General features: G+C 66.5%; 15 protein-coding genes and 1 pseudogene. 11 read left to right on the forward strand and 5 right to left on the reverse strand.

The annotated features are described in order from the left end of the window. Nucleotides 1-6 precede the first annotated feature (6 nt). From KHO41_RS02725 to KHO41_RS02765, 10 genes and pseudogenes are all read left to right on the forward strand, one after another. Nucleotides 7-1,044, forward strand: coding sequence for a branched-chain amino acid ABC transporter permease (locus tag KHO41_RS02725; protein WP_211951945.1), 1,038 nt, complete (start codon nucleotides 7-9; stop codon nucleotides 1,042-1,044). Between the two features lie 5 nt (nucleotides 1,045-1,049). Beyond that, nucleotides 1,050-1,553 (forward strand): annotated as a pseudogene (locus KHO41_RS02730) (ABC transporter ATP-binding protein); the annotation flags it as partial. A gap of 156 nt (nucleotides 1,554-1,709) precedes the next feature. Next, nucleotides 1,710-1,793 (forward strand): ABC transporter ATP-binding protein C-terminal domain-containing protein, encoded by an 84-nt coding sequence (locus KHO41_RS41865; RefSeq protein ID WP_407065372.1) that lies wholly within the window; start codon nucleotides 1,710-1,712, stop codon nucleotides 1,791-1,793. Further along, nucleotides 1,786-2,487 carry an ABC transporter ATP-binding protein gene (locus KHO41_RS02735; RefSeq protein ID WP_211951771.1) on the forward strand — a complete coding sequence of 234 codons (702 nt, stop codon included), beginning with the start codon at nucleotides 1,786-1,788 and terminating at the stop codon, nucleotides 2,485-2,487. Before KHO41_RS41865 ends, KHO41_RS02735 begins: the two co-directional genes overlap by 8 nt. Before the next feature lie 181 nt (nucleotides 2,488-2,668). Beyond that, complete coding sequence (locus KHO41_RS02740; RefSeq protein ID WP_211951946.1) at nucleotides 2,669-3,298, forward strand: CDP-alcohol phosphatidyltransferase family protein; 630 nt, start codon at nucleotides 2,669-2,671, stop codon at nucleotides 3,296-3,298. An 18-nt stretch (nucleotides 3,299-3,316) separates the two neighbouring features. Beyond that, the gene (locus KHO41_RS02745; protein ID WP_211951772.1) at nucleotides 3,317-5,092 is read left to right on the forward strand and encodes a bifunctional alpha/beta hydrolase/class I SAM-dependent methyltransferase; all 1,776 of its coding nucleotides are present in this window, start codon (nucleotides 3,317-3,319) and stop codon (nucleotides 5,090-5,092) included. Further along, the gene (locus tag KHO41_RS02750; RefSeq protein ID WP_211951773.1) at nucleotides 5,092-6,486 is read left to right on the forward strand and encodes a phosphatase PAP2/dual specificity phosphatase family protein; all 1,395 of its coding nucleotides are present in this window, start codon (nucleotides 5,092-5,094) and stop codon (nucleotides 6,484-6,486) included. Before KHO41_RS02745 ends, KHO41_RS02750 begins: the two co-directional genes overlap by 1 nt. Then, entirely contained in the window at nucleotides 6,476-6,934 is a 459-nt protein-coding gene (locus KHO41_RS02755) for a hypothetical protein (RefSeq protein WP_211951774.1), read from the forward strand. Before KHO41_RS02750 ends, KHO41_RS02755 begins: the two co-directional genes overlap by 11 nt. A 7-nt stretch (nucleotides 6,935-6,941) precedes the next feature. Then, nucleotides 6,942-7,577, forward strand: coding sequence for a lysophospholipid acyltransferase family protein (locus tag KHO41_RS02760; RefSeq protein WP_211951775.1), 636 nt, complete (start codon nucleotides 6,942-6,944; stop codon nucleotides 7,575-7,577). A 4-nt stretch (nucleotides 7,578-7,581) separates the two neighbouring features. Beyond that, a complete protein-coding gene (locus KHO41_RS02765; protein ID WP_211951776.1) occupies nucleotides 7,582-8,538 on the forward strand; it encodes a phosphatidate cytidylyltransferase in 957 nt (318 codons plus the stop codon). A gap of 34 nt (nucleotides 8,539-8,572) precedes the next feature. On the opposite strand, the gene KHO41_RS02770 is transcribed toward KHO41_RS02765, so the two are convergent. The 5 genes from KHO41_RS02770 to KHO41_RS02790 form a co-directional block, all read right to left on the reverse strand. Beyond that, complete coding sequence (locus tag KHO41_RS02770) at nucleotides 8,573-9,748, reverse strand: ABC transporter substrate-binding protein (RefSeq protein ID WP_211951777.1); 1,176 nt, start codon at nucleotides 9,746-9,748, stop codon at nucleotides 8,573-8,575. Between the two features lie 122 nt (nucleotides 9,749-9,870). Next, nucleotides 9,871-11,232 carry a GntP family permease gene (locus KHO41_RS02775; RefSeq protein WP_211951778.1) on the reverse strand — a complete coding sequence of 454 codons (1,362 nt, stop codon included), beginning with the start codon at nucleotides 11,230-11,232 and terminating at the stop codon, nucleotides 9,871-9,873. A gap of 133 nt (nucleotides 11,233-11,365) precedes the next feature. After that, complete coding sequence (locus KHO41_RS02780; protein WP_011300142.1) at nucleotides 11,366-11,758, reverse strand: RidA family protein; 393 nt, start codon at nucleotides 11,756-11,758, stop codon at nucleotides 11,366-11,368. Nucleotides 11,759-11,797: 39 nt separating this feature from the next. Then, the gene (locus KHO41_RS02785; RefSeq protein ID WP_211951779.1) at nucleotides 11,798-13,261 is read right to left on the reverse strand and encodes an N-acyl-D-amino-acid deacylase family protein; all 1,464 of its coding nucleotides are present in this window, start codon (nucleotides 13,259-13,261) and stop codon (nucleotides 11,798-11,800) included. 3 nt (nucleotides 13,262-13,264) lie between these two features. Beyond that, nucleotides 13,265-14,185 carry a MurR/RpiR family transcriptional regulator gene (locus KHO41_RS02790; RefSeq protein WP_211951780.1) on the reverse strand — a complete coding sequence of 307 codons (921 nt, stop codon included), beginning with the start codon at nucleotides 14,183-14,185 and terminating at the stop codon, nucleotides 13,265-13,267. 195 nt (nucleotides 14,186-14,380) lie between these two features. Here KHO41_RS02790 and KHO41_RS02795 point away from each other — a divergent pair, with 195 nt between their 5' ends. Continuing rightward, complete coding sequence (locus tag KHO41_RS02795) at nucleotides 14,381-15,649, forward strand: amino acid deaminase (protein ID WP_211951781.1); 1,269 nt, start codon at nucleotides 14,381-14,383, stop codon at nucleotides 15,647-15,649. Nucleotides 15,650-15,651 lie beyond the last annotated feature (2 nt).

Genomic DNA, 15,651 nt, shown 5'->3' on the forward strand with positions numbered 1-15,651 from the left:
CGTGCGATGCGGCCGCCCGCACCGTCCGGCGAAGCCGCTGGCGCACCCGCGCCCGTGCGGCGCAAGTTGCCGGATGGGCGCTGGCATCCGGCCGAGTTCTTGTTCTGGCTGTTGCCTGTCGCGGCCTTCTTTGCGCTGCCCGACTACCTGATCCTCGGCAGCCAGATCCTGATCACCGGGCTGTTCGCGCTGTCTCTCGACTTGATCCTTGGCTATGCAGGGATTGTCTCGCTCGGGCACGCGGCATTCTTCGGCCTCGGTGCCTACACGGCCGGCTTGCTGGCGGCGCACGGCTGGGGCGAGCCGCTCAGCGGCCTGCTGGCCGCCGCAGCAATGGCGGGCTTTGTCGGCTGGCTGTGCAGCTTCCTGGTCGTACGCGGTGGCGATCTCACGCGCCTGATGGTGACGCTGGGCATCGGCCTGATGCTGTTCGAGGCGGCCAATAAAGCGGCATTCCTCACCGGAGGCGTGGACGGTTTGTCCGGAGTGGCCATGGACCGCTTGCTTGGCGTGTTTGAATTCGACTTGTTCGGCAAGACCGCCTATGTGTACAGCCTGGTGGTGACCTTCGCACTGTTCCTGCTGTTGCGGCGCCTGACGCAGTCGCCGTTCGGCCTGTCGCTGCGCGGCATACGCGAAGGCGGCCGGCGCATGCCAGCGCTTGGCGCGGACGTGCCGCGCCGGCTGCGTGCGGTGTTCACGCTGTCCGCCGCGATTGCCGGCGTGGCCGGCGCGATGCTCGCGCAGACCACGCAGTTTGTCGGCATGGACGTGCTTGGCTTTCCGCGTTCGGCGGAGCTGCTCGTCATGCTGGTGCTGGGCGGCACCGGGCGCCTGTACGGCGCGCTGGCCGGCGCGGCGCTGTTCATGATTGCGCAGGATGTGCTGGCCGGCATCAATCCGGTGTACTGGCAATTCTGGATCGGCCTGTTGCTGGTGCTCATGGTGCTGTTCGCAAGAGGAGGGGTCATGGGAGCCATGGATGCCGCGCGAAGCCGGCTGACGCGGCGTGCCGGGCCGCGTCCCGAAGGCGGTGCGCGATGACCGCAATGCTGCGTACCGAGGGCCTGTCGCGCCAGTGGGGCGCATTCGTGGCCAACAGCGACATCTCGCTCCGCTTCGCACCCGGCGCGCGCCATGCGCTGATCGGCCCGAACGGCGCGGGCAAGACCACATTCATCAACCTGCTGACCGGTGCGTTGGCGCCCACCTCCGGGCGCATCTGGCTGGGGAGCCAGGAAATTACCAGGCTGCCCCAGCATGCGCGCGTGCGCCTGGGCATGACACGGACATTCCAGATCAACACGCTGTTTCCGGGGCTGACAGTGCTCGAATCGGTGGTGCTGGCCGTGGCCGAACGTACCGGCGCGGCGCGCATCTGGTCACGGACCGTAGCGTCGCAGCGCCCGCTGGTAGATGAGGCCATGGCGGTGCTGGCGAGCCTGCGCCTCGATGGCGAGGCCGACGTGGAGACGCGCCTGCTGCCGTATGGCAAGCAGCGGCTGCTCGAGATCGCGCTGGCGCTCGCCACGCGGCCGTCGATCCTGCTGCTGGACGAGCCAGCGGCCGGCATCCCATCGGCCGAAAGTGCGGAGCTGTTCGATGTCATTGCTGCGCTGCCGCGCGATATCACGATCGTGTTCATCGAACATGACATGGACCTCGTATTCCGCTTTGCCGAGCGCATTACGGTGCTGGTGGGCGGCAAGGTGCTGACCGAGGGTACACCGGCCGAAATCGCTGCCGATCCGCGCGTGAAGGAGGTCTATCTTGGGGAGGCCGCGCATGGCTGAACTGCTGCGTATCGACGGGCTGAGCGCGGGCTACGGCGACGCCGTGGTGATCGACGGCATCGACCTTGCACTGGGAGCCGGGGACAGCCTCGCGCTGCTCGGCCGCAACGGCGTGGGCAAGACCACATTGCTCGCCACGCTGATGGGTTTTACGCGCATGCGCCGCGGCACGCTGCGCTGGCAGGGGCGCGACTTGGCGCGGCTGCCGCCACACCAGCGCGCCCAGGCAGGCATCGGCTGGGTGCCGCAGGAGCGCTGGGTGTTTCCGTCGCTGACCGTGGAAGAGAACCTGAGTGCCGTGGCGCGTCCGGGGCATTGGACGCTGGCGCGCGTCTATGAACTGTTCCCGCGCCTGCAGGAACGCCGGCGCAACCTCGGCAACCAGTTGTCGGGCGGCGAGCAGCAGATGCTGGCCATTGCGCGTGCGCTGATGCTCAATCCCGCCTTGCTGCTGCTGGACGAGCCCATGGAGGGGCTGGCGCCCATCATCGTGCAGGAACTGCAGCGCGTGATCGGCAAGCTGATCGCCCAGGGCGGGATGGCCGTGATTGTGGTCGAGCAGCATGCACGGCTGGCGCTGGCGATGACCGCTCAGGTGATGGTGCTTGACCGGGGCAGGGTGGTCCATGCGTCCGACAGCGCCAGCCTGCTGGCGGACAAAGGGCGTCTGGACCGGCTGATGGGGATAGGCTGACCACGGTCCCGGGATGGCTTCGCCCGGGCGCCAGTGGCCGAAAATGTATCGGGGGCTGTCACGATAGTTTGCGGTTGCGCAAACTCCCGCTATGCTCCGCAGATTGTGCAGGCGAGCTCACGCACACGGTGGTAGTGCCGTGGCACGGCAGCATGCTTCGATCCCGGGACCGACCAAGACCATGACGCTTTACCAGATCAAACCTAAGTTCCAGGCCCTGCTGCGCCCCACGGTGCAACGGCTTGCAGCGTCGGGCGTGACGGCCAACCAGGTCACGCTGGCTGCGGCTGCGGGCTCGCTGGTGGTCGGCGCGCTGGCTGGCGGACTGGCCTGGCTCCCGGCCGTATTCCTGCTGATGCCGCTGTGGCTGTTCGTGCGGATGGCGCTGAACGCGATCGACGGCATGCTCGCGCGCGAACACGGGCAGCAAAGTGTGTTGGGCGCATACCTCAATGAGCTTGGCGACATTGTTTCGGACCTCGCACTGACCATTCCGTTTGCCTGGGCCATGCCTTCATCGGGTGGCGAAGTCATCCTGTTCGCGATCCTGGCCGTGGTGGCCGAGTGTGCGGGATTGATCGGGCCGCTGGCCGGCGCGAGCCGGCGTTATGACGGCCCGCTCGGCAAGAGCGATCGCGCACTGGTGCTCGGCGCGCTGGGACTGTGGGTCGGTTGCGGGCTGGGGCTGGGCGGGTTCGGGCACTGGTTCTGGATATTGCTGTCGCTGTTGACGGTGCTGACCATCATCAACCGCGTACGCCGTGGTGTGCAGGAGGCTCGTGAGAGCCAGGCCCGCCGGTCGGCGTTCTAACCTGTGGAGACGCACCGCGTGGAACGTACGCCGATCGAGTCGTCCTTTGCCACCCATGACGGGCAGGAATTGTTCTACCGGCACTGGCCGGCGGCCAGCGGCCAGCCGCGCGGGGCTGTGCTCCTGTTCCATCGCGGGCATGAACACTCCGGGCGCGTTGCGCATCTGGTAGATGAACTGGACTTGCCGGACCATGCCTTTTTTGCCTGGGATGCACGCGGCCACGGGCGCTCGCCCGGCGAGCGCGGCTACAGTCCGGGGCTTGCCTGTTCGGTGCGCGATCTCCAGACCTTCGTCGACCATATCGAAGCTGCGCACGGCATCGGCGTGGAGCGCATTGCCGTAGTCGCCCAAAGCGTAGGCGCGGTGCTGGCCGCGACGTGGGTGCACGACTACGCGCCGCGCATTCGCTGCCTCGTTGTGGCATCGCCGGCGTTCAAGGTCAAGCTCTACGTGCCATTCGCGCGGCCCGGCCTGAAGCTGATGCAGCAGGTGCGCGGCAAGTTCTTCGTCAACAGCTACGTCAAGGCGAAATTCCTGACGCACGATCCCCAGCGCGTCGCCAGCTACAACGCTGATCCGCTCATCACGCGGCCGATCGCGGTCAATATGCTGCTCGATCTCTACGACGCCGGCGAGCGCGTGGTGGCCGATGCAGGGGCGATCACCGTTCCCACGCAACTGCTGATTTCCGGCGCGGACTGGGTCGTGCATCGCGGTCCGCAGGACGCGTTCTTCGATCGGCTGGGGTCGCGCGTGAAGGAGCGCATCGTGCTCGATGGCTTCTACCATGACACGCTCGGCGAACGCGACCGCGCATCTGCCGTGGCGGCTGCGCGGCGTTTCATCGTTCGCGAATTCGATACGCCGTCGGAACCTGTATCGCTGCTGGGCGCCGACCGGCACGGGCCGTTCAAGGACGAGGCCGACCGGCTCGCCGTGCCGCTATCCGCCGGCAGCCCGGCTGGCCTCTATTGGGGGCTGGTTCGCGGGGGACTGCGCTTTGGCGGCATGTTGTCCGAAGGGGTACGGCTGGGTCACCAGACCGGTTTCGATTCAGGCTCGACGCTCGACTATGTCTATCGCAACAAGGCGACGGGCCGCTTCGGCATTGGCCAGGCAGTCGACCGCAACTACCTGGACGCGATCGGCTGGCGCGGGATCCGGCAGCGCAAGCTGCATGTCGAGGAACTGATCGGCGAAGCCATTCGCCGCCTGCAGGCCGTGGGCGCGCCGGTGCGCATCGTCGACATTGCCGCCGGCCACGGGCGTTATGTGCTGGAGGCGCTGACCTCGCAAAGCGGCAACATCGACGGCAACGCGGTGGAGAGCATCCTGCTGCGCGATTACAGCGACCTCAATGTCGAGCAGGGACGAAACCTGATCCGCCGCAAAGGGCTCCATCCGATCGCGCGCTTTGAAAAGGGCGATGCGTTCGATGGCGACAGCCTTGCCACGCTGGATCCGGCGCCGACGCTGGCCATTGTTTCCGGCCTCTATGAACTGTTCGGCGACAACGAGATGGTCGGGCGCTCGCTGCGCGGCCTGGCACAGGCGGTGCGTCCGGGCGGCTATCTGGTCTATACGGGGCAGCCGTGGCATCCGCAACTTGAGTTCATCGCACGCGCGCTGACCAGCCACCGTGCCGGATCCGCGTGGGTCATGCGCCGCCGCTCGCAGGCCGAGATGGATGAACTCGTGCGCCACGCCGGTTTCGAAAAGCTCGCGCAGCGCATCGATCCGTGGGGCATCTTCACGGTCAGCCTGGCGCGCCGGAAAGGCGAGGGCGCCTGATGCAGCGCGACGGCGCATCGTATGGCCCTGCCACGCTGGACGGAAGTCCGGCGCCAGGCCGACCATGGGGGCTGGCTCTGGGCCTGCTCGCGGTCATGGGTGCGTTGTTCTTTTCGTCCTACGGCCTGGCGAACTGGCTGGCCAGCCAGCGTGCGGACGTGCCGTATTTCCACTTCGGCTGGGAGCGCGGCATGCCGTTCGTGCCGTGGTCCATCGTGCCGTACTGGTCGATCGACCTGCTTTACGGCATCTCGTTCTTCCTGTGGGCGACCCGCACGGACCTGCTTGCCCACGTGAAGCGCTTGCTGGCGGCGCAGGTCATCTCGGTCGCATGCTTCATTGCGTTTCCGCTGCGCTTTGCGTTTGCGCGTCCACCCGCAGAGGGGCTGCCGGGGCAGCTTTTCACGCTGCTTGGCGGCTTCGACAAGCCCTTCAACCAGGCGCCGTCGCTGCATATCAGCCTGCTGGTGATTCTGTGGGTCGCGTATGCCGCGCACCTGCGCGGCGCCTGGCGCTGGCTGCTGCATGGCTGGTTCGTGCTGATCGGGCTCTCTGTCCTGACTACGTACCAGCATCATTTCATCGATATTCCGACGGGCTGGCTGGTCGGTTGGCTATGCGTATTTGCGTTTCCCATAGCGCTGTCGATGCCGGCAGCAGGGGCGGACGCGAGCACGCCTGATCCCACGCTTGCGCGCCGTTACGCTCTGGCGGCTGCGCTGCTGGGGCTGGCGTCTGTCGCGGCCTTGCCGGTTTCGGTCGTGGCCGGTTTCCTGCTGGCGTGGGCGGCCATCTCGCTGGGCTGCGTCGCGCTGATCTACCGTGCCGGCAAGCCGCTGCTGTTCCAGAAGCGTGCTGACGGAACCCTGGCCATGGCGGCGTGGTGGGTGCTGTGGCCTTATCTGCTCGGCGCCTTCGCCAACTCGCGCTGGTGGACAAGGCGCCAGCCCGCCGTCAGCCGGCTCACCGATGGCGTCTGGATCGGCAGGCTGCCCGGCGAAGCCGAACTGCGCGAGTCCGGCGCGGATGCCGTGCTCGACCTGACCGCGGAACTGCCGCGGCTCGTGACAGGCGTGGTCTACCGCTGCGTGCCCGTGCTGGACCTGACCGTGCCATCGCAGTTGCAGATTCACGCCGGTGTGGAGATCATCGAACGCTGGCAGCAGGACGGGCGCACCGTGCTGGTCAGCTGCGCCCTCGGCTATTCGCGCAGCGCGCTGATCGCGGCCGCGTGGCTGGGCGTGCATGCACGTCTGCGCGATCCGCGGCAGGTGCTGGCGCTGTTGCGGCAAAGCCGTCCCGCCGTGGTGCTCGGGCCGCAGAGCGTCGCGGCCCTGGCGCGCTACCTGCAAACCGCCGTAGCCGATCCGCAAGGAGCCGCCCATGCCGATTGAAGTCGATCCCCATCCTCATCCCCATCCCGCCAGCGATGCGTGGATTGCGCGCATTGCCGCCGGCGCCATGCACGCCGCCGCCCGGCTGAACGGTGCCGGCCTGGTTTTGGCAATGATCAACCTCCTGCTTGCCGGATACTTTGCACCGGCTTCGCTGGTGTACCTGATTCTCGGTCTGGTAGTGGCGGTCGTGGGCGCGATCGAGCTCTGGCTGCTGGTTCGTGTCGAACTGGACCGCCGGCTGTTCGACGCCCTTGCCGTGTCAGCGGATGCGGCTGAACTGGACGCACTCGACCAGGCACTTTCCGTCCTCGGGTGGCTGGCGCCGGGGCGTGGCGGCCGTTCGCTGGCCGAGCGTTCGCGCGCGGCGCTGCGCTTCCTCAAGTTCGCCGGCGCCCTCACGTCCGCGCAGTTGGTGCTGGCGCTCCTGTTGCTGCTACTGAAATGACTTCCACATGACCTGGCTTTCACGACTGGTGGCCCGCGCCATCATCCTGTTCGCGCAGATGCTCACGGGCATGCAGGCGCGCTGGAACGGTTGCCTGCCGGCGGCCATACAGCGGGTCTACTTTGCCAACCACAGCAGCCACGGCGATTTCGTGCTGATCTGGGGCTGCCTGCCGCCGGACCTGCGCGCGGCGACGCGCCCGGTGGCTGGCGCGGACTACTGGGAAGCCTCGCCGATGCGGCGCTTTATCGGGCGCGATGTCTTCCGCGCGTTGCTGATCGACCGCACCGCCGGCCGTGACGGGGCGGGGCCGGATCCGATTGCTCAGATGGAGCAGGCGCTGCAAGGCGGCGCCTCGCTGATCATCTTCCCGGAAGGCACGCGCAACACAACCGACGCGCAGCTTCTGCCGTTCAAGAGCGGCGTCTTCCACCTGGCGCGCGCATGCCCGGATATCGAATTTGTGCCCGTGTGGATCGATAACCTCAACCGTGTGATGCCAAAGGGCGAGGTCATTCCCGTGCCGCTGCTCTGCACCGTGACCTTCGGCACGCCGCTGCGGCTGCAGCCCGAGGAACCGAAAGAATCCTTCCTGTCCCGCTGCCGCGAGCAACTGCTGGCGTTGGCGCCGGCGCTGGAGTGAAACCATGTCAAGTGTTCAGGCTATCCACGATACGCGCGTGCTGTTCGGCGGCGTGCTGTGCGTGCTGTTGCTGGCCTCCCTGGTGACCGCACTGCTGCGCTGGCGAGTGGCGGGCGGCGCGCCCCACGCAGTCATCGACAACCTGGCGGCGCGGGTATCGGCCTGGTGGTGGATGGTGGCCGTCCTTGGCATTGCGTTCGCGATGGGACGCACGGCGATCATCGTGCTGTTCGGCCTGCTGTCGTTCTACGCGCTGCGTGAATTCATCACGATCACGACGACCCGTCGCGGCGATCATCGCGCGATGGTCGCCGCGTTTTTTGTCTTCCTGCCCTGTCAGTACATCCTGGTCTACATCGGCTGGTATGGGCTCTTCTCGATCTTCATCCCGGTCTATGCATTCCTGATCCTGCCGATCCTGTCCGCGCTGTCTTCGGAGACCACGCGCTTCCTCGAGCGGTGTGCGGGCGTGCAGTGGGCGGTGATGATCTGCGTCTTCTGCATCTCGCACGTGCCGGCGCTGCTGACGCTGCCGATTCCCGGCTACGAGGACCGCAACCTGCTGCTGATCGCCTTCCTGGTGATCGTCGTGCAAGGCAGCGACGTGTTGCAGTATGTGTGGGGCAAACTGCTCGGCAAACGCAAGATCGCGCCGTTGCTGTCGCCGTCCAAGACGGTCGAAGGCTTTGTCGGCGGTGTGGCCAGCGCGACGGCACTCGGTGCTTCGCTGTGGTGGATCACGCCTTACGGCTCACCGTGGAAAGCCGGTGCAATCGCGCTGGTCATCGCCCTGATGGGTTTTTTCGGGGGGCTGGTGATGTCGGCGATCAAGCGCGACCGCGGCATCAAGGACTGGGGTCATATGATCCAGGGCCATGGCGGCATGCTGGATCGGCTCGACTCGGTGGTGTTCGCCGCCCCGGTGTTCTTCCATCTCACGCGCTACTGGTGGGTGCCGTGAGCGGTGCCGGTCCGGAAGCGGGGCGGCGAGGGGCTTACTTGCCGGAATCCTTCACATCGGCAAACTTGTCGAACTCGATGTTGTAGAGCTCGCTGCCGCGCTTTTCCACCTTGCGGATGTAGACGGTCTGGATGACGTCGCGCGTGGCCGGATCGATCATGATCGGCCCGCGCGGGCTCATGATCTTCATGCCCTTGAGCGCGCCAATGATCTTGTCGCCATCGGTGGCGCCATTGGTCTTCTTCAGCGCTTCGTAGATGGCCGCCATGCCGTCATAGGCGGCTACCGTCATGAAATTCGGGCGGCCGGCACCGGGGTTGGCGGCGGAATAGGCGCTCAGGAAGGCCTTGTTCTCGCGCGAATCGTGCGCCATCGAGTAGTGGAACGACGTGATCACGCCCAGCGTCGAATCGCCCATGGCCGGCAGCACGTGGTCGTCGGTGAGGTCGCCCGTGGCGATCACGCGGATGCCTGCCTCGGCGAGCCCGCGCTCGCGGAAGCCCTTCATGAAAGCGACGCCCTGTTCGCCGGCGGGCAGGAACAGGAACACCGCCTCCGGCTTCGCGTCCTTGATGCGCTGGATGAACGGCGCGAACTCCGGGTTGCGCAGCGGCACGCGGATCGACTCGATGATCTGCCCGCCTCCGCCGATGAAGTTGGTCTTGAACGCGGTCTCGGCATCGATGCCGGGCGCGTAGTCGGCCACCAGCGTGACCACCTTGCGCACATTATTCCTGACCGCCCACGTGGCCATGGGCGCCGAAATCTGCGGCAACGTCATCGACACACGCGCAATGTAGTTCGACTTGGTGGTGATGACCGACGAAGCGGCGTTGAAGATCACCATGGCTTTCTTCGCCTGCTCGGCGACCGGCGCGACGGCGAGCGCTTCCGGCGTCAGGCCGAAGCCGGCCAGGATGTCGACCTTGTCGCGTACCACCAGTTCCTGCGCGAGGCGCTTGGCCACATCCGGTACCGGGCCCGTGGTGTCTTTCATGATGACCTGCACCTTGCGTCCGGCCACCGTGTCGCCATGCAGCGACTGGTAGGCCTTGACGCCGGCTTCCATCTGCTTGCCGTAATCGGCGAAGCTGCCGGAGAACGGAGCGATCAGGCCGATCTTGATAGGATCGGCGGCCTGTGCCGCGGTCGACAGCAGGGCGAGGGCGCCGCAGGCAACGATGGCGCGCTGCAACAGCGTGAAGGTCATGGATTGTCTCCTCGATAGGACCGGTGCGGCACTGGCGGCCGCATCGAGGAGGGAGTGTAGGAGGGTGCCCGGGCCAAGGCAATCCCGATTGACACGGGTGCCCGGGCCCGGAGCAGTGCAGGTCAGACGACCGTGGCCAGTGCCAGCGTAAGCAGCAGCGCCACCACCGAGATCAGGGTTTCGCAGACCGACCAGGTCTTGAAGGTCTGGGTCACGGTCATGTTGAAGTACTCCTTGACCAGCCAGAAGCCGCCGTCGTTCACGTGCGACAAGATCAGCGAGCCGGCGCCGGTGGTCAGCACCAGCAGTTCGGGGCGCGTCCCCGGCACGCTGGCTGCGATCGGTGCGACGATGCCGGCGGCCGTGGTCATGGCCACGGTGGCGGAGCCGGTCGCGATGCGGATCATCACCGCAACCAGCCAGCCGAGCACCAGCACGGACACGTGCGCGTTCGTGGCAACGTCGACGATGGCGGTGGAAATGCCGGAGTCGCGCAGGATGCGGCCAAAACCACCGCCGGCGCCGACCACGAGCGTGATGATGGCAGTAGGCGCTACGCACTCGTTGGTGAACTTCAGGATCGCATCGCGACTGAAACCGCGCGCCTTGCCGAAGGTGTAGAAGCTCACCAGCGCGGCGATCAGCAGCGCCATGACCGAGTTGCCGATCAGCTTGAGGAAGTCGTTGGCAAAGGTCTTGGGCGTTGTGAACAGGTCGGCCCAGCTGCCGATCAGCATCAGCAGTACGGGCAGCAGGATCGTGAACACCGTGATGCCGAAGCCCGGCAGGTCGTGCGATTCCTTGACCTTCTCGTCTTCCTCGGTGAACTGCGCGGCCAGCGGATTGACATCGGGCAGCTTGACGTAGCGGTCCATCAGTTTCGCGAACAGCGGGCCGGCAATGGCCGCCGTCGGGATGCCGACGATCAGCGCGTACATGATGGTCCGGCCGATGTCGGCGCCGTAGGCGGTGACGGCCAGCAGCGCGGCCGGGTGCGGGGGAATCAGGCCATGCACGACGGACAGGCCCGCCACCATCGGAATGCCGACCAGCACCATCGACGTGCCGGTGCGCTTGGCCACGTTGAAGGCGATCGGCACGAGCAGCACGAAGCCGACTTCGAAGAAGACCGGCAGGCCGACGATGAAGGCGATGGTCACCATGGCCCAGTGGACGTTCTTCTCGCCGAAGAAATCGATCAGCGTGCGGGCGATGCGCTCGGCGCCGCCCGATTCCGCCATCATCTTGCCGAGCATGGTGCCGAGGCCCACGACCAGGGCGATATGCCCCAGCGTGCCGCCTACGCCGGCTTCGAACGACTTGATGATGTCGCCCATGGGCATGCCCACGGCGAAGCCGAGCAGCACAGAGACGACGACCAGGGTGATGAAGGGGTTGAGCTTGAAGCGCGCGATCAGTATGACCAGGGCGATCACGGCAATCAGCGCGTACACCAACAGTGTGGTTCCGGTGACGGCACCCATGTTGTCTCCTTGAGTGGAAAAAAGGCCGCTTGTGGCGGCAATGTTTGTAATTAAGTTCATGTCCCGCCCGGGTCGCGGGCGGGGAAAGCGCAATCAGACAGTCAGACAGTCAGGCAATCAGCAGGCAACTGGCTCACGCTGCCGGCTTCTTGTACGCGATGCAGTCCACTTCGACCTTGCAGTCCACCACCATGCTGGACTGCACGCAGGCGCGCGCGGGCGGGTTGGCGCCGAAGTATTCCTTGAAGATCTTGTTGAACGAGGCAAAGTCGCGCGCGTCGTCCAGCCAAACGCCGCAACGCACCACGTGCTCGGGGCCGTAACCGGCCTCGGCCAGGATGGCCAGCACGTTCTTGATGGCCTGGTGCGTCTGCGGCACGATGCCGCCGTCGACCAGTTCGCCATTGACCATCGGCACCTGGCCGGACACGTAGAGCCAGCCGTCTGCAGCCACTGCGCGGGCAAATGGCATGTGCTGGCCGCCCTGGCCGGTGCCGCCTTCTACGCCGAATCGTTTGATATCCATGAAAACTCCTGAAATCGGGTGAAACAAAAGAAAGAGAGGTCAGGCCGCGGGCTGGGCGCCGCGCGGCAGGAACCGGCCGGCGCGCACGCCGGTGGGCTGTCGCTGTTGCCACGACAGCTCGCCGTTGACCCAGACCGCGGCAATGCCTTCGGCGGGTTGCATCGGATCGGTGAAGCTGGCCGCGTCACGAATGGTGTTGGGATCAAACAGCACCAGGTCGGCCCAGTAGCCTTCGCGCACAAAGCCGCGTTCGGTCAGGCCGAAGCGCTCGGCCGACATGCCGGTCATCTTGTTGACGGCTACGGCGAGCGGAAACAGTTCACGGTCGCGCGCATAGTGGCCCAGCACGCGCGGGAATGCGCCCCACAGGCGCGGGTGCGGCAGCGGGTCGTTGGGCAGGCCGTCGGAGCCGACCACGGTGGCGGGGTGGCTCAGAATGCGGTCGACGTCGGCATCTTCCATGCAGTGGTACACGGCACCGGCCGGCATCAGCCGCCGCGCGGCCTCGTGCAGGTCGACCTGCCATTCGGCCGCGATTTCGGCCAGCAGGCGGCCGCCCATCTCGGGCGCACCTTCGGACCACGTCACCATGATGTCGAAATCGCTGGTCACCTGCTTGAGGTCCAGCGTGGATGAGCTCGCGGTGTACGGGTAGCAATCGCAGCCGACGGGCTGCCAGCGCTGCGCGGCGTCGAGCGCGTCCAGCACTTCGGTGCTGCGGCCCCAGTTCGGAACGCCGGCGCATTTCAGGTGCGAGATCACGACCGGCACGCGCGCATGGCGGCCGATGCGGAAGGCCTCGTCCATCGCGTCGAGGATTTCGGCAAATTCGCTGCGCAGGTGCGTGGCGTAGAGCGCGCCTGCATGCGCGAGCGGCTCGGCCAGCGCCAGCACTTCCTCCGTCGGCGCGTTGAAGGCATTGGCGTAGGCCAGTCCGGTGGAGAGCCCCAGCGCGCCGTGCTGCAGTGCTTCTTCGAGCTGCGCGCGCATGGCGGCGATTTCGGCCGGCGTGGCGGCGCGGTCGAACCGGTCCATGTGGTTGCTGCGCAGTGCGGTGTGGCCCACCAGCGCCGCGACGTTGACGGATGGCTGCGCGGCGTCGACGGCTTGCACGTAGGAGCGGAAATCCGGGTAGCGGAAGGCATCCGCATGCCCGAGCAGGTTCATCGGATCGGGCGGATCGCCTGACAGCACCACCGGCGCGGCGCTGATGCCGCAGTTGCCGACGATCACGGTGGTCACGCCCTGCGACAGCTTGGGCGTCATCTCGGGCTGGCGGACCACGTTGGTGTCGTCGTGCGTGTGCACGTCGATGAAGCCGGGGGACAGCACTAGCCCGTGGCCTTCGACCACGTGCGCGGCGGAGTCGGCGTCGATCGCGCCGGCGTCGTCGATGGATGCGATCCGGCCATCGCGCAGCGCCACGTCGGCCATGCGCGCCGCGGCGCCCGAGCCGTCAATCAGCGTGACGCAGCGGATCAGGGTATCAAACAGGTGTGGCATAGGTCAGTCTCCCAGCGGCTGGCGGCCGTCCGGGCCGGCGCCGCTGTCCGGGCCGCGCTCACCGCCGGGACCGCGGTGGGCGTCGAGCACATATTTCAGGCGGCGCAGCCGTTCCTTGCTCTGGTCCTGCTGCAACAGCGCGCACTGCGTAGCCAGGACATCGAGCACCAGCAGCATCGCGTAGCGCGAGGCCGACGGCTTGAAGATGAAGTCGGTCTCGAGCGTGCGCACCGGCAGCAGCACGTCGGCCCGCGCAGCCAGCGGCGAACCGAGCGCGGTCACGGCCACCAGCTTCGCGCCGTATTCGCGCGCGATATCGCAGCTCGCCAGCATCTCCGGCACGCTGCCGCTGGCCGAAAACGCGAGCACCACGTCATCGCGGCTGAGCGTCGCGGCCACCATCTTCTGCAGCAGCGCGTCCTGGTAGCTGGCCACGGGTTGCCCCAGACGCGCCAGGCGGTGGCGCGCCTCGTCGGCCATGATCGACGAGCCGCCGCCCATGCCAAAAGCGTAGACCATGCGTGCGCCGAGCAACAGGCGCGCCGCTTGTTCTACGCGGTCGGCATCGATGAGCTTGCGATTGACCTCGAGCGCGGTCAGCACGTCGGCATGGATGCGGTCCGCCACGGTAGCGGGGGCATCGGCGGGCGCCGGCACGCCATCGGGATCGAGGAAGCGCATGCCGACCGCGGTCGCCTGCGCCAGCCGCAGCTTGAGGTCGCGCACGTCGCGGCAACCGATGGCCTTGGCAAAGCGCGTCACGCTCGCTTCGCTCACACCGGCCTTGCGCGCCAGTTCGTTGATGCTGGCCGCCGCTGCGCCGGCCAGGTCTTCCAGTACCACCTGCGCCACTTTCTGCTCGGCTAGGCGCAACGCGGGGCCGCGCTCGGCGATGCGGGTCAGGATATCGAAAGGCGCGGTCATGGCTGGGGGAGGGTCCGTCGGCTGGCGAAGGGCTATAACTGGTAATGCCGGCCCTGTCGCGTTGCTGCGGCGGGGCGCTGATCGCATCCGGTTGTCGCTCGGTGGACCGGCGTGTTACTTTATAACAAAGGATGAAATATCGTAATTTCAGGGATATCATTACGTCAATCAGATTTTTTCAGGGTGATGACAGGCATGCGTGAAACAAAGTACCAAGCCGGCACGATCGATCCGCTCAACAAGGCGCTGGGCCGATTGGAGGCGCCGATTGCCCCCGAAAACGCTGGCCAGACGGGATGGAACCTGCTGCGCGAAGAGCTGAGCTTGCCGGCCGCAGTGCTTTATGAAGACCGCCTGGCACACAATCTGGAATGGATGAACCGCTTCATGGGCGAATACGGCGTGCAGCTTGCGCCGCATGGCAAGACCACCATGGCGCCCAAGCTGTTCGCACGCCAGCTCGGCGCGGGGGCCTGGGGCATTACGCTGGCGACGGCGCACCAGACCGCAGCGGCCTACGCCCATGGCGTGCGCCGCGTGCTGATGGCCAACCAGCTCGTGGGCCGCCGCAATATGGAAATCATTGCGGACCTGCTGCGCGATCCGAGCTTCGAATTCTTCAGCCTGGTGGATTCCGCGGACCTGGTGGACCAGCTCGGGGCGTATTTCCGTGAGCGCGGGCAGAAGCTGCAGGTGTTGCTGGAACTGGGCGTGGAAGGCGGCCGCACCGGCGTGCGCGACGCCGCGCAGCAGGCGGACGTGCTGGCGGCACTGGCGCGCTGGCCCGATGCGTTGTCGCTGGCTGGCGTGGAAATCTATGAGGGCGTGCTGAAGGAGGAGGCCGATATCCGGCGATTCCTGCAGCGCACGGTCGCGGTGACGCGCGAGATCGCGCAACAGGGCCGTTTCGGCCGCAGTCCGGTGGTCATGTCGGGCGCCGGTTCGGCGTGGTACGACGTGGTGGCCGAAGAGTTCGCGCGCACCGAGATCGGCACGCCGATCGAGATCGTGCTGCGTCCCGGCTGCTACCTGACCCATGACGTCGGCGTCTACAAGGCCGCGCAGGAGCGCATCCTCGCGAGCAATCCCGTGGCTCAGAAGATGCGTGAAGGCCTGCTGCCGGCGTTGCAGCTGTGGGCGTACGTGCAGTCCGTGCCGGAGCCTGAGCGCGCGATCATCGGCATGGGCAAGCGCGACGCGGCGTTCGACGCCGGCATGCCGATTCCCGCGGCCATCTATCGTCCGGGCAGCGATGCCCCGGTCGCCGTGCCGGCGCACTGGGAAGTCACCGGCATGATGGACCAGCATGCGTACCTGCAGATCCGCGCGGGCGACGATATCCGGGTCGGCGACATGATTGCCTTCGATATCTCGCATCCGTGCCTGACGTTCGACAAGTGGCGGCATATTCCCGTGCTGGACGGCGACATGCGCGTCATCGACATTGTCCAGACCTTCTTCTGAGA

Origin of the sequence: Cupriavidus numazuensis (genome assembly GCF_905397435.1) — a bacterium.
Classification (GTDB): Bacteria; Pseudomonadota; Gammaproteobacteria; order Burkholderiales; family Burkholderiaceae; genus Cupriavidus; species Cupriavidus numazuensis.

What these genes read in the sequence shown, in the direction of transcription:
- KHO41_RS02725 (WP_211951945.1), top strand. Translation starts at nt 7, where the DNA reads ATGCGGCCGCCCGCACCGTCCGGCGAAGCCGCTGGCGCACCCGCGCCC.
- KHO41_RS02735 (WP_211951771.1), top strand. Translation starts at nt 1,786, where the DNA reads ATGGCTGAACTGCTGCGTATCGACGGGCTGAGCGCGGGCTACGGCGAC.
- KHO41_RS02740 (WP_211951946.1), top strand. Translation starts at nt 2,669, where the DNA reads ATGACGCTTTACCAGATCAAACCTAAGTTCCAGGCCCTGCTGCGCCCC.
- KHO41_RS02750 (WP_211951773.1), top strand. Translation starts at nt 5,092, where the DNA reads ATGCAGCGCGACGGCGCATCGTATGGCCCTGCCACGCTGGACGGAAGT.
- KHO41_RS02755 (WP_211951774.1), top strand. Translation starts at nt 6,476, where the DNA reads ATGCCGATTGAAGTCGATCCCCATCCTCATCCCCATCCCGCCAGCGAT.
- KHO41_RS02760 (WP_211951775.1), top strand. Translation starts at nt 6,942, where the DNA reads ATGACCTGGCTTTCACGACTGGTGGCCCGCGCCATCATCCTGTTCGCG.
- KHO41_RS02765 (WP_211951776.1), top strand. Translation starts at nt 7,582, where the DNA reads ATGTCAAGTGTTCAGGCTATCCACGATACGCGCGTGCTGTTCGGCGGC.
- KHO41_RS02770 (WP_211951777.1), bottom strand. Translation starts at nt 9,748, where the DNA reads ATGACCTTCACGCTGTTGCAGCGCGCCATCGTTGCCTGCGGCGCCCTC.
- KHO41_RS02775 (WP_211951778.1), bottom strand. Translation starts at nt 11,232, where the DNA reads ATGGGTGCCGTCACCGGAACCACACTGTTGGTGTACGCGCTGATTGCC.
- KHO41_RS02780 (WP_011300142.1), bottom strand. Translation starts at nt 11,758, where the DNA reads ATGGATATCAAACGATTCGGCGTAGAAGGCGGCACCGGCCAGGGCGGC.
- KHO41_RS02785 (WP_211951779.1), bottom strand. Translation starts at nt 13,261, where the DNA reads ATGCCACACCTGTTTGATACCCTGATCCGCTGCGTCACGCTGATTGAC.
- KHO41_RS02790 (WP_211951780.1), bottom strand. Translation starts at nt 14,185, where the DNA reads ATGACCGCGCCTTTCGATATCCTGACCCGCATCGCCGAGCGCGGCCCC.
- KHO41_RS02795 (WP_211951781.1), top strand. Translation starts at nt 14,381, where the DNA reads ATGCGTGAAACAAAGTACCAAGCCGGCACGATCGATCCGCTCAACAAG.